This window comes from Paenibacillus sp. QJM3NY_38 (genome assembly GCF_056173265.1).
Map to the genome: position 1 here is coordinate 511,991 of NZ_CM149665.1, position 12,333 is coordinate 524,323.

Annotated in this window: 12 protein-coding genes; 10 read left to right on the forward strand and 2 right to left on the reverse strand. The window is 52.5% G+C overall.

The window, feature by feature from the left end; translation table 11 throughout:
• Positions 1-2: 2 nt before the first annotated feature.
• The gene (locus AC0VZ8_RS02295; RefSeq protein ID WP_071219140.1) at positions 3-512 is read left to right on the forward strand and encodes an SRPBCC family protein; all 510 of its coding nucleotides are present in this window, start codon (positions 3-5) and stop codon (positions 510-512) included.
• Positions 513-624: 112 nt separating this feature from the next.
• Complete coding sequence (locus AC0VZ8_RS02300) at positions 625-879, forward strand: alpha/beta fold hydrolase (protein WP_475485925.1); 255 nt, start codon at positions 625-627, stop codon at positions 877-879.
• A 68-nt stretch (positions 880-947) separates the two neighbouring features.
• Here the strand turns inward: AC0VZ8_RS02300 and AC0VZ8_RS02305 are convergent, their stop codons facing one another.
• Positions 948-1,805: a LysR family transcriptional regulator gene (locus AC0VZ8_RS02305; protein WP_071219138.1), complete on the reverse strand. Its 858-nt coding sequence runs from the start codon at positions 1,803-1,805 to the stop codon at positions 948-950.
• 125 nt (positions 1,806-1,930) lie between these two features.
• Between AC0VZ8_RS02305 and AC0VZ8_RS02310 the strand changes: the two genes are divergently transcribed.
• From AC0VZ8_RS02310 to AC0VZ8_RS02340, 7 genes are all read left to right on the forward strand, one after another.
• Positions 1,931-2,857 carry a DMT family transporter gene (locus tag AC0VZ8_RS02310; protein ID WP_475485926.1) on the forward strand — a complete coding sequence of 309 codons (927 nt, stop codon included), beginning with the start codon at positions 1,931-1,933 and terminating at the stop codon, positions 2,855-2,857.
• 218 nt (positions 2,858-3,075) lie between these two features.
• Positions 3,076-4,035, forward strand: coding sequence for a LacI family DNA-binding transcriptional regulator (locus AC0VZ8_RS02315; RefSeq protein WP_071219137.1), 960 nt, complete (start codon positions 3,076-3,078; stop codon positions 4,033-4,035).
• 165 nt (positions 4,036-4,200) lie between these two features.
• Complete coding sequence (locus tag AC0VZ8_RS02320; protein WP_475485927.1) at positions 4,201-5,463, forward strand: ABC transporter substrate-binding protein; 1,263 nt, start codon at positions 4,201-4,203, stop codon at positions 5,461-5,463.
• A gap of 163 nt (positions 5,464-5,626) precedes the next feature.
• Positions 5,627-6,502: a carbohydrate ABC transporter permease gene (locus AC0VZ8_RS02325; RefSeq protein ID WP_071219135.1), complete on the forward strand. Its 876-nt coding sequence runs from the start codon at positions 5,627-5,629 to the stop codon at positions 6,500-6,502.
• Positions 6,502-7,338, forward strand: a complete 837-nt coding sequence (locus tag AC0VZ8_RS02330) for a carbohydrate ABC transporter permease (protein WP_071219134.1) — start codon at positions 6,502-6,504, stop codon at positions 7,336-7,338. Before AC0VZ8_RS02325 ends, AC0VZ8_RS02330 begins: the two co-directional genes overlap by 1 nt.
• Positions 7,335-8,096: a polysaccharide deacetylase family protein gene (locus AC0VZ8_RS02335; RefSeq protein ID WP_475485928.1), complete on the forward strand. Its 762-nt coding sequence runs from the start codon at positions 7,335-7,337 to the stop codon at positions 8,094-8,096. The genes AC0VZ8_RS02330 and AC0VZ8_RS02335 overlap by 4 nt, the downstream gene beginning before the upstream one ends.
• Before the next feature lie 59 nt (positions 8,097-8,155).
• Positions 8,156-9,583, forward strand: a complete 1,428-nt coding sequence (locus AC0VZ8_RS02340; protein ID WP_475485929.1) for a serine hydrolase domain-containing protein — start codon at positions 8,156-8,158, stop codon at positions 9,581-9,583.
• Positions 9,584-9,655: 72 nt separating this feature from the next.
• Here the strand turns inward: AC0VZ8_RS02340 and pruA are convergent, their stop codons facing one another.
• The gene (gene pruA / locus AC0VZ8_RS02345) at positions 9,656-11,203 is read right to left on the reverse strand and encodes an L-glutamate gamma-semialdehyde dehydrogenase (protein ID WP_475485930.1); all 1,548 of its coding nucleotides are present in this window, start codon (positions 11,201-11,203) and stop codon (positions 9,656-9,658) included.
• Between the two features lie 200 nt (positions 11,204-11,403).
• On the opposite strand from pruA, the gene AC0VZ8_RS02350 reads away from it, so the two are divergent.
• The gene (locus AC0VZ8_RS02350; RefSeq protein ID WP_475485931.1) at positions 11,404-12,324 is read left to right on the forward strand and encodes a proline dehydrogenase family protein; all 921 of its coding nucleotides are present in this window, start codon (positions 11,404-11,406) and stop codon (positions 12,322-12,324) included.
• Positions 12,325-12,333 lie beyond the last annotated feature (9 nt).

Here is a 12,333-nt window from a genome sequence, read left to right on the forward strand (position 1 = left end):
ATATGGGTAGAAAGACCATTGTCACGAAAGACCGGGAGCAGCGAAAGCTGATCGTGGAGCGTGTCGTATCAATACCACTGAAGCTGTCCTGGCAGGGATGGACGAAGCCGGAACACATCGAACGATGGTGGGGGCCAAAGAATTGGAGTGCCACGGTATACGAGATGGATGTCAGACCGGGCGGCGTATGGCGCTACAAACTGGCTCCCGATGCGGTGGGAGAAGGGGAAGAAGCCTTTTGCAAGGCGACCTACTCCGAAGTGGTGGAGTTATCGAGGCTCGTATTTACAGACACATTCACGGATCAGAACTGGAATTCCGTAGCAGGCAGCGATATGTTGACCTCGGTTGCGTTTGAAGAGGACGGAGACGGAACGAGGCTAAGCATCATAACCCATTTTGCAAGTGCGAAGGAACTGGAAGCTGCGGAAGTCATGGGAATGGTGGAAGGATACACGGATACGCTGGAACGGTTCGAGGACGAAATAAGTTTGTACATAAAAGGACAATAAAAGGAGAGATGATCATGAACTCCGTGATGTCGAATGACGGTACCCGAATTTTTTATGAAAAGAAAGGGGCTGGTCCGGCTGTTATCCTTGTAGCTGCTGCAGCGGCATGATCATGGGGAGCACGCAATCCGGTCAACCGCTGCCAACGGCTCGCTGGGATGTCGACGTCCCGGTCATGGTGATGACGGGCGAGAACAGCGGACCTATGTTCCATGGGGCCGCGAGCGCATTGGTTGACTTGCTCCCTCAGTGCGAGCATCGGATGCTGTCTGGTCAGGACCATTCTGCCGTCGTGATGGCGCCGGAAGTGCTGGCTTCCGAGGTGTCGGGTTTTCTGCAGCCTTCGGCAGATCAAATACCGAGATAAGTGTATTTGGCTCGTTAAGAAACCGTGACCCTTAGGGCCACGGTTTTTCCCCGTTCCGGTCGAAGTATTTATTCGGTCTTCTCAAACGGCTCAATAAAATGATTAAAGGCGCTGGTGCGAAACAGGTCGCGCCGGAATACAAAATGGACCTTGGAGCTGCGGTAACGCTTGGGGATTTGGAAGGCCTGCAATTTCCCGGCATCGACCCAGTCCTTAACGGAAGAACGCGTTAGCAGCGAGATACCCAGCCCGGCGGCAACACCGCCCATGATGGCTTCCAGCGTGCCAAACTCCATAATATTCATGGGACCCACGTTCTCTTCATGAAGCCATTGCTCCAAACGTTTACGGTGGTAGCAGCCCTTGCCAAAGAACAGCAGCGGTTTGGTGAGCAAATCGCGAAGCGCAGCCTCCGTCGGTTCCGAGATGAGGACAAGCTCCTCGTCAAAGGCCCGGATTTCGTCAAAGTCCGGGTAATCCAGAGGTCCGCTGATAAACGCCCCGTCCAGTTCATATTCGTTCAGGGCTCGGACCAGGTCAGCCCTGTGGCCTGTAATCAATGACAGTTTCACATTAGGGTACCGTCTATGATAATCCAGCATGATCCCGGGAAGATGTACGGCGGCTGTGGTTTCCGATGAGCCGATCCGCAGCGCTCCCGACGGTTCTTCCGAGAATTGCGTCGATTTCACGGCTTCGTCAAGCAAACGCGTAATCTGATCGGCATATTTGAGCAGATTACTGCCGGCCGAAGTTAAGGCGACGCCGCGACTGAGCCGATAGAACAGGGGCGTGTTCAGCTCGGATTCAAGCTGCCGGATTCTAGCGGTCACGTTCGATTGCACATAACCTAGGCTTGCGGCAGCCTTGGTTATGTTTCCCTCGCGGGCAACAGCCTGGAATATCTTCAGATCTCCACTCTCCACCTTAGCAGCTTCCTTTATATCCATCATTCACAGTGATGGCTCGGATCTTATTTAATTATTTTACATGATATGAAGGTCGGAATAAACTGAGGATACACTTGGTCAAGGAGAGGGGAATTTATGGCATGAGCAAACCGCGTATGCTGTTTCTGACGATATTTACGATGCTGGTCGCGGGACTTAACTTCCCGATCGGCAAAATTGCGCTGTCCTTCGGTTCCCCATTCGTGCTGCTGGCGATCCGGTTCGTGGGCGCGGGCCTTCTGATGCTGCCATTCATTGTAAGACGGCCTCATCCCAGGAGCAGCGCTGCCTGGCTGAAGCTGGCAACGATCGGTCTCTTTCAATCAGGACTCGTGATGAGTGGCATCTACCTGAGTATGCAGACCATTTCCTCCGGCAGCTCCTCGGTTTTGTCCTCCAGCAACCCGATCTGGTTCATCGTGTTCAGCTTCCTGATTTTCGGTATAAGGTATCGCCTTCTTCAGTGGGCGGGCGTGATCATCGGGTTTATCGGCGTGTTCATTACGCAAGGCTTGGAGATGCAGATGCAGAGCGGATTCTGGTTTGCGCTGGGTGCGGGGATGGCCTGGGGCATGGCGACGCTGTTAAGCTCCCGTTGGGGCAAGGAGTTTGACGCTTGGGTCATGGCTGCCTATCAGATGCTGATCGGAGGCATCCTTCTGCTCCTCGCAAGTCCGCTGCTGGAGCAGCCGCATTTTGTATGGGATTCGTCTCAGATCGTCAAGGAGATCTTTGTTCTGGGCTGGATGATCCTGATGAGCTCGATTGCCCAGTTCGTCACGTGGTATTATGTGCTGCGTAATAGCGATCCCAATAAAGCTAACGTGTATCTGTTCCTCATTCCCGTGTTTGGTGTATTATCCGGATGGCTTATACTAGGCGAGCAGCTTCATTGGTACACCTTGGCTGGCACCGTGTGTATTGGGCTTGGCATTTATCTGGTGAATCGGCCTGGACGAGTGGACGAACAAGAGATCCATTCACGATCAGGGAGCAGCACGGTACGGTATAAAGGGCAAAAAATCTAATGAATTTCGGATTTAGCAGGTCACGGCGATGGATTCGCGTGGCCTGCTTTTTGCTGTGACGAACAAAGGGCTTCTGGTCTGAGCAGTGTATCATGAAAAGCAATGATAAGGATGATAATGCAAGGAAAATATCGCCCAAGCAAAATAAGTAAATTTTATTAAAAATAAATCCATGTTATATTAAATTTACTAACGCCTTTGGAGAGGGGATAGGATTCATGAGTGGTTTGAAGGAAATTGCAAAGCTCGCGGATGTCTCGGTGTCTACGGTGTCCAACGTGCTGAACGGGCGCAAGAACGTGGGGCGGGAGACAAGGGAGCGGGTGCTGAGATTATGCTCGGAGCACGGCTATTTTCCGCATAAGTCAACCAAATCCGATAAAAGCAACACGATTATATTCGTCTTCAGCGACTTTGATCGCGATTATTATTTAAAGATCATTAAGGGGATCAGCCATTGCCTGACGGAGAATGGATACGACCTTATCATCTGTACGAATAAATCCAGCACCAATTTTATGCGCAGCAAATTTGCAAGCGGTACCATAAGTTTGGATCGGAATATGACGGACGAATATTTAGTCTCGGTAGCCACGCCGCAATTCCCTGTCGTTCTCATGGATCGGATTATCGATAACGAGTACGCCAACACCAAAAGCGTGATCGTGGACAATTACCCGGTCATGTGTGAAATGGTCCAGGCCTTGGTGGATAAACAGTTTACGAATTTCGGATACATCGGCGGCTTGGAGTTTACCCTGGATCACAAGGAGCGGTTCGCCGGATTTATGGATACGCTTGCGAAGAATGGCATCGTGTTTGACCGTCGCAATTACTTCCATGGCGATTACAGCGAGGAAAGCGGATATCAGGCCGCCAAAATTCTGATCCTGAGCAATGCCTTGCCTGAAGTGCTGGTCTGTGCGAATGACAATATGGCTCTCGGCGCGATCAAAGCTTTGGAAGAGAACGGAATACGGGTCCCGGAGGATATCTCGATCACCGGATTCGATAACTCGGATGCGGCGGCGATGGCTGGTTTGACCACGATTGCGATCCCGCGTTATGAAAGCGGTTATTTGGCGGCGAAGGAGCTGCTCGAGATGATCAAGGGCACAACGGGCAGGGAGCCCTTTAAGCTGAATGCCACCATCCAGTGGAGAAAAACGGTGAGATAAACTTTATGATTGTAACTAGTAAAATATCAATAATTTTACTAGTTTTTTTTACTTAGTATTTTTATGAAAACGCGTACAATTTTTATTGACATTCTAGGTAAACCGCCCTATGATGGGTTTGTAAACGTTTTACTTTATAGAGTCCTTAAGGGGGAGGCGTGTCAATTGAAAAAAGTAAAAAAGGTATTTAGCATACTTACAGCAACGGCTTTGGTTGCGACACTCGCAGCCTGCGGTGGTACATCTGACAAAGATTCTGGAGCAGCATCCGGTGGTGATGGGGGAGATAAGCTGAAGAAAATTACGCTCTTCCAATCGAAAGTTGAAATTACAGAACCTCTTGAAGCTTTGGTTAAAACCTATAAAGAAGAAACCGGCAATGAGGTTGAAGTATGGGGTGCCGCAGGAGACGCTTATTCGCAGCAGCTGGTAGCGAAGCTCAGCAGCAACCAGGGACCGACGATATTCAGCGTGGCTCCAGGGCCCGAGTCCGAGAAGCTGAAATCCTATTTCTCCGATTTGAGCGGCGAAGAATATGTGAAGAACATTGCGCCCGACATGGAATTGAAGGTTGACGATAAAACCGTCGGCGTTCCGTACGGCGTAGAGGGTTTTGGCCTCGTATACAACAAGGATATGGTAGATCCGGCAAACATGAAAGACCTCGATTCCTTCACCAAGACGCTGGAGCAGCTGAAGGCTGACGGCAAGAATGGTTTAAGCCTGTCCCAAGAGGCATACTTCCTGATCGGACATATCATCAACACGCCGTTTGCGCTTCAATCCGATCCGCTGGCCTTTATCGACCAGCTGAACAAGGGCGAAGTGAAGATGGCCGATACGAAAGAGTTCCAAGAGTGGGCGAAATTCATGGACGTAATCAAGGCCAACACCAAGAATCCGCTGGAAGTGAAATACGATAGCCAAATGGGCGACTTTGCTACGGAAAAAACGGCTATGGTTCATCAGGGCAACTGGAGTTATTCCATGCTTGCGGACTTCGGCGATTTCGGCTCCAAAGTGGGCATGATGCCGTTCCCGCTAGCCGGCAACGATAAAATCGCCGTCGGCGTAGCCAGCTACTGGGTCGTAAACAATCAGGCGGACGCTGAGGAAGTCAAAGCCGCAAACGCTTTCCTGAACTGGCTCTTCACGAGCGAGACAGGCAAGAAAGCCATCGTGGACGATTTCAAATTCATCCCGGCTTTAACGAATATTGAAGCAGGCGATCTGGATCCGTTGTCTCAAGCGGTGCACGAAGCAACCACGAAGGGTGAGACGATCACTTGGGCGCTGAACTACTTCCCATCAGGTATCATCACCAACGATTTGGCTCCGGCTACGCAGGAGTACTTCATGAATCCGGGCATGACAGGAGAGCAGTTCCTGCAGAAGCTGGATGAAGTGTGGGCGAAAGCATCGAAATAATCGAGGCAAAGCGATAACCACCTGAAATAACAATTCCATGAAAATGAAAGCCTAGCCTCAGACGTTCCGATGATGAGCGTTAGGCTTTTGTTTTTTCTAACACGAATTCAAGGTTTGATGCCGCCTTGCGGGAATCATCCGGAACGGAAAGAAGGTATGGATTATGAGCAAAAGAAAGGATAAAGCCTGGTTTGCCCTGTTTACGGTGCCGCTTCTGTTTATTTTCACGACCGTGGTTCTCATCCCGTTTATTATCGGGATTGTGTACTCTTTCGTAAATTGGGATGGCATTCCGGCAAATCCCAAAGTATTCGTAGGATTTGATAATTACGTTCAGCTGTTCCAGGACGAACGATTCCTGTCATCGGCTTGGCATACGGTTCAATTCACGCTGCTCGCGCTGGTATGCGTCAACATTCTGGGCCTGGCCTTTGCCCTGTTGGTGACGACGAAGCTCCGCTCTAGAAATGCGGCGCGAACGATGTTCTTTATGCCGAACCTCATCGGCGGCCTGATTCTGGGCTACATCTGGCAGTTTATTTTTACGGATGCCTTCAGCTTCCTGGGCGAGAAGACCGGATTTGACAGCGTGTTCTTTAACTGGCTGCTGCATCCACAGTTTGCGCTGTATGCCATCGTCGCCGTATTCACCTGGCAGCTGGCGGGTTATACGATGATCATCTACATCGCGGGCATCCAGGGGATTCCGGATGAATTGATGGAGGCAGCCAAGGTCGACGGCGCCAACCTGTGGCAGCGACTCAAGAGCATCGTGTTCCCGCTGTTAATGCCTTCGTTCACGATCTGTCTGTTCCTGACGCTGTCCGGGGCGTTCAAAATCTATGACGTGAACCTGTCGTTGACCAAGGGCGGACCGAGCAATGCGACGGAGATGTTTGCGATGAATATTTTCAACGAGATTTTTGCTTACGGTAATTATGGTTTAGGTCAGGCAAAAGCGATCATCTTCTTCCTGATTGTGGCCGGACTTACGCTGACGCAAGTTATCATCACGAAGAGAAGAGAGGTGCAGATGTAATGAAGAAATCAGGGAAATGGCTGCTCGACATTCTGCTGTTCCTCGCCTCGCTGGTCTTCTTGTCTCCGGTCTTCATCATGCTGATTAACTCTTTTAAGGATCGTGCGGAGCTGTATGAGAATGCACTCGCATTGCCTTCCTCCTTCAGCTTTGAGTATTATAAATCCGCGATGGAGAAGATGAATTTCTTCACCGCTCTGGGCAACTCGCTGTATGTCACCGTCATCTCGGTGATTATCGTCATCGTGCTCGCCTCCATGACGGCATGGATGCTGGTGCGGACGGATAATAAGCTGAGCAAAGTTATTTTCTTCACCTTCGTGGCGACCATGCTGATTCCTTTCCAGACGCTGATGATGCCGCTGATGCAGGTGATGGACTGGATTCGCACCAATCTGCACATCCCGATGCTCAACACCCATGAGGGCTTGATTTATATGAACGTCGGCTTTACGTCCAGTATGGCGGTCTTCCTGTACCACGGGTTCATCAAATCCGTACCGGTTGCGCTGGAGGAGGCAGCTACGCTGGACGGCTGCTCCAAACTGGGCGTGTTCTGGCGAATCGTGTTCCCGCTGCTGAAGAACATCAGCGTGACCATCGCGATCCTGAACGTCATTGCGCTGTGGAACGACTACCTGCTTCCATCGCTGACGCTGTCGGATAAAGGGCTGCGGACAATTCCGCTGTCGACCTTTTACTTCTTCGGGGAGTTCACGATTGTGTGGAACCAGGCGATGGCCGGTTTGACGCTGACGATCATCCCGGTTGTCATTTTCTATATTTTCGCTCAGAAATACATCATCAAGGGGATTGCGGCAGGTGCGGTAAAATGAGGCGGATCATTACGAGGGCCGACGATTATGCTTCCAGCCGTTCAGCCAATGCTGCGATTGCCCGGACTGTTGAGGCCGGATTCATTAAAAACGTGTCCATCATGGCGCCCGGTCCTTATCTTGCCGAGGCCGCGCAGCTGTTGGCGCATCGCAAGGACATCTGTTTCGGCTTCCATATGACGCTGAACGCGGAGTGGGATAACGTACGCTGGGGACCTGTTGCCGCGAAGGAACAGGTTCCTTCGCTTGTCGATGAGGCCGGTTATTTCTATCAGGATCCGTTCCTGTTTCAGGATCATCCGCCTTTGCTGCAGGAGATCCTCTTGGAATGCGAAGCCCAGCTTGATAAACTGACCGCAGCAGGCTTCAGCATTTCTTATGCCGATTCTCATATGCTGCCGGAGCGCTTCATACCCGGGCTGCAGGAAGAGCTGGACCGCTGGATTGAAGCGAAGGGGCTAATCAACCATCGCCATTACTACAATTTTTTCCGGGGCGGCGTGCCGGACGGGGTTGAGTCGTTTGAAAGGGTGCTTGGCAGCTTAACGGATGACCAGTATTTCTTCCTGTCCCATCCGGCATTGTATTCGGAGGAAATGGTGCAGTGCGGCAATGCTCGAGTGGATGGGGAGGAGCTGGCGCGCGGACGCGATCAGGAGGCTTCTTTTCTTGCACGGGAGGACTTGAATGAGATTAGTGAGCGGCTTGGTTTTCGTGCCATACGTTATGATGAAGCGGTGCCATTACCTGGTGTATAATGGAAGGGTCATAATGAAATTATTTTATTGATACAGGGAGAGGCGAAAGGAAGATGAACATGAAAACGGTTCAATTATTGCCAAGAAGCACCCCCGAAAATCAAGGAATCTCATCTCAGTCAATCGAACGCTTTATCCGATCGATTCAGTCAAAGGAGCTTGAACTCCACAGCTTCATGCTGGTACGGCATGGACATGTCGTGGCGGAAGGCTGGTGGAAGCCGTATCAGGCGGACAAACCGCATATGCTGTTCTCGTTAAGCAAGAGCTTTACTTCTACGGCGATCGGACTGCTCGCCCAAGAGGGACAGATTGCGCTGGAGGACCGGGTGATCGGCTTCTTTCCGGAATACGCTCCTGAAGATCCCTCGCCGAATCTGTCCGCGATGACGATACGCGACTTGCTCATCATGGGGACCGGACACGCGCAGGAGCCTGCCATGCCGTCCGAGATTTGGGCGGCTGACTTTCTTAAACAAGCGGTAGAGCATGAGCCCGGTACTCACTTTGTATATAACAGCGCAGCGACGTACATGCTTTCGGCCATTCTGCAGAAGGTTACCGGCATCACGCTGCTGGATTATTTGCAGCCTCGCCTGTTCGAACCGCTAGGCATTCATGGAGCCACATGGGAAAGCTGTCCGCAGGGAATCAACACCGGCGGTTGGGGACTTAAGCTGAAGACCGAGGACATTGCCAAGTTCGGCCAGCTTTATCTTCAGAAGGGCGTATGGGAAGGCCAGCGGCTGATCCCTGAGGCGTGGATCGAGGAGGCGACCTCCAAACAGATATCCAACGGACCTGCGGACTCCTCTTCGGATTGGACCGAAGGGTACGGCTATCAATTCTGGATGTGCCGACACGGGGCTTACCGCGGCGACGGCGCATTTGGGCAATTCTGCGTCGTGCTGCCGGAGCAGGATGCGGTTATAGCGATTACCTCCGGCCTTGGGGACATGCAGGCTGTGCTAGATGAAGCATGGGAGCATCTGCAACCTTCGATGAGGCCTGATGCGCTGCCGACTGACACCGGAGCGGAGGCTTCTCTTACTGGAATGCTGCAAGCGCTGAAGCTGGATCCGCCAAGCGCAGGGGCAGCATCCCCGATCGAGAAGGACGTCACCGGGATCGTCTATGATCTCGAAGAGAATGAGGCGAAGCTGCGTTCGTTCTCCGTCCGGTTTGAAGAAAACGGCGCGGTAATGGAGCTTGAGGGGGAACACGGCGTCAATTCGGTTGTATGTGGTCGTAACGCGTGGAAGATGGGAACCACGAAGCTGATGATGATGGGGGATAATGAATATGCTGCCTCCATGACCTGGAAGGATGAACGGACGTTGAAGCTGACCATCCGACTGACAGAGACGCCATTCTACTTAACCACGGAATGCACCTTTGGTGAGGAAGGCATCCATTTTGCGTACTGGATGAATCAATCGTTCGAGGGCAAGGTGGTCCGGGAGATTAAGGGCAAAGTTAAAGCGTAAAGCTAGTAAAAGAATCGCTGTACATAAAGAAACCTCTCCATTGTCATGGAGAGGTTTCTTTACATGTCGTAATCAGAAACGCTCCGACACCGCCTTCGCCTGCGTGAACAGGAGCAGGTAGTCGCGCCCGCCGGCTTTGGAATCGGTCCCGGACATATTGAAGCCGCCAAACGGGTGGATGCCCACCAAGGCGCCGGTGCATTTCCGGTTCAAATACAGGTTGCCGACATGGAAGTCGCGCCGCGCCTGTTCCAGGTGCGCGCGGTTGTTCGAGATCACCGCGCCGGTCAGCCCGTAGTCGGTATTGTTGGCGAATTGGATCGCTTCGTCGAAGGAGGCTGCCTTCGTGAAGGCCACCACCGGACCAAAGATTTCCTCTTGGGAAATACGGGCGGTGCTGTCCACATCAGCAAAAATCGTAGGCTGTATGAAATACCCTTCCGGATCGCCCGGGAATCCGCCCAGTACCAGCTTCCCTTCACTTTTTCCGATTTCGATATAGTCGAGAATTTTACGGTACGCCTTATCGTCAATGACGGGTCCTACCTGAGCCTCGGCATGGGAGGGGCTTCCGATCACCAGCTTTTTGGAGCGTTCGATGACCTTCTGCAGCACGATATCATAGACGTCCTCGTGCACGATGGCTCTGGAGCAGGCAGAGCATTTCTGACCGGAGAAGCCGAATGCGGAAGCGGTAATAGCGTCCGCCGCGAGCTCCAAGTCGGCTTCGTTGTCCACGATGATTGCATCTTTCCCGCCCATTTCGGCGATGACGCGCTTGATCCATCGTTGCCCCGGCTGCGTCTTGGCCGCGCGTTCCTGAATCCGCAGTCCGACGTCGCGTGACCCCGTAAAGCTGATAAACCTGGTCAATGGGTGATCCACCAAATAGTCGCCCACTTCCTGACCCGGGCCAGGCAGGAAATTAACGACACCCGGAGGCAGGCTGACCTCTTCCAGCAGCTCCACGAATTTGGCGGCAATGACCGGGGTGGTGCTCGCCGGCTTCAGTACAACGGTGTTGCCGGAAACGATGGCCGCCGTGGTCATGCCGGCCATAATCGCGAGCGGGAAGTTCCACGGCGGAATGACGATGCCGACGCCAAGCGGGATGTAATAGAGATGATTCTCTTCCTCTTCGTGAACCGTCAGCGGCTGGGGAGCGCTCAGGCGCTGCATTTCGCGTGCATAGAATTCCATGAAATCGATCGCCTCGGCCGTATCCGCGTCGGCTTCGGCACGCGTCTTGCCGGCTTCGAGAGTCATGAGCGCGGAGAACTCGAGCTTGCGCCTCCGCATGATCGCCGCTGCCTTGAACAGATAGCGTGCCCGTTCGCTCGGGTCGGTGTGCTTCCACGTCTCAAAGGTACGCGCTGCCGTCTGGATGGCTTGTTCGGCAAGCTCGGTATCCGCCTGGGACACGACGCCGATGACTTGGCGTTTGCGCGCCGGATTGACCGAATTTGCGGTGCGCTCCGTATGGATTTTGGCACCGCCGATGACCAGGGGGTACGATTGGCCAAGCTCGGCTTCGACCCCGGATAACGCCGCATCGTATAACTTGTTGTTCCACTCGTTGTTGAAGTCCATAAATGGTTCGTTCCGAAAAGATGCTCGCATGGGTGGCCCCTCCTTAACATGATATGATTCGAAGCTTAAGGTCTATGGTCCAGCTGCTGAATGCGTCATGGTGGGGTGTTTAGGATCTTCTGGTGAAAAGCTCTATGTAAGATATGTATGTCTTCCTGCATGCCGTCATGATTTTTGCATATGAGTTAGATAGAGTGCATTTTGGTTTACCTTGCAAAGGGGGCGCGCGCATGGACGGAACCGAGCTTTACCGTAAAGTGATCCTCACGGTGTCCGGCAATAAACTCGTGAAGTGGTTGTCGATCAAGTACGGCCGGAAATTGGCGGGCCGATTCATAGCCGGCGATACCTTGGATGAGGCGCTGGATGAAATTGAGAGGCTGAACGAGAAGGGCATTCTCGTCACGCTGGATCATTTGGGGGAGGGTATCCGGACGCTGGATGAAGCGGCCGGGTATCGGGAGGAGTATTTGAAGCTCGTGGAAGGGATTGCCCAGCGGGGAGTGAAATCGAACGTATCGCTGAAACCGACGCAGATGGGCTTGGCACTGGACCCCGAGAAGGCGTACGAGAACATCAAAATGGTAGCGAAAAAGGCGAAAGAGCACCGCAATTTCGTTCGCCTGGATATGGAGGATTCGCCGTACACCCAGGCGACGATTGATATGACGCTACGGCTCCATAAGGAAGGGCTGACCAACGTGGGGACCGTGATGCAGGCCTACTTGTTCCGTACGGAGGAGGACGTCAAGAATTTAATGCATGCCGGTGTTAATCTGCGGCTCGTGAAGGGGGCGTACAAAGAGCCGGGAACCATCGCCTTTCAGCAGAAGCGGGAGGTTATGGACAACTATAAAAAATTGATCAAAATGCATTTTGATCAGGGAGCCTACGTCGCGATTGCTTCGCACGATGACAACATCATCGACTGGGTGAAGGTGTTTGCCGAGCAGAGCCGTATAGGCAAACAGGAATTTGAGTTTCAGATGCTGTACGGGCTGCGGATGAACGATCAGGCTGCGCTTGCGCAGGACGGCTACCGCATCCGGTGTTATATGCCTTACGGAACGATGTGGTATCCGTATTTTACCCGGCGGCTGGCGGAGAAGCCGGCCAACCTGATAATGGTGCTCAAAAATATGTTCAAGTGAGCGGGGGGA

Coding starts and splice junctions, on each gene's coding strand:
- AC0VZ8_RS02295 (WP_071219140.1), top strand. CDS start 3: ATGGGTAGAAAGACCATTGTCACGAAAGACCGGGAGCAGCGAAAGCTG.
- AC0VZ8_RS02300 (WP_475485925.1), top strand. CDS start 625: ATGGGGAGCACGCAATCCGGTCAACCGCTGCCAACGGCTCGCTGGGAT.
- AC0VZ8_RS02310 (WP_475485926.1), top strand. CDS start 1,931: ATGAGCAAACCGCGTATGCTGTTTCTGACGATATTTACGATGCTGGTC.
- AC0VZ8_RS02315 (WP_071219137.1), top strand. CDS start 3,076: ATGAGTGGTTTGAAGGAAATTGCAAAGCTCGCGGATGTCTCGGTGTCT.
- AC0VZ8_RS02325 (WP_071219135.1), top strand. CDS start 5,627: ATGAGCAAAAGAAAGGATAAAGCCTGGTTTGCCCTGTTTACGGTGCCG.
- AC0VZ8_RS02330 (WP_071219134.1), top strand. CDS start 6,502: ATGAAGAAATCAGGGAAATGGCTGCTCGACATTCTGCTGTTCCTCGCC.
- AC0VZ8_RS02335 (WP_475485928.1), top strand. CDS start 7,335: ATGAGGCGGATCATTACGAGGGCCGACGATTATGCTTCCAGCCGTTCA.
- AC0VZ8_RS02340 (WP_475485929.1), top strand. CDS start 8,156: ATGAAAACGGTTCAATTATTGCCAAGAAGCACCCCCGAAAATCAAGGA.
- pruA (WP_475485930.1), bottom strand. CDS start 11,203: ATGCGAGCATCTTTTCGGAACGAACCATTTATGGACTTCAACAACGAG.
- AC0VZ8_RS02350 (WP_475485931.1), top strand. CDS start 11,404: ATGGACGGAACCGAGCTTTACCGTAAAGTGATCCTCACGGTGTCCGGC.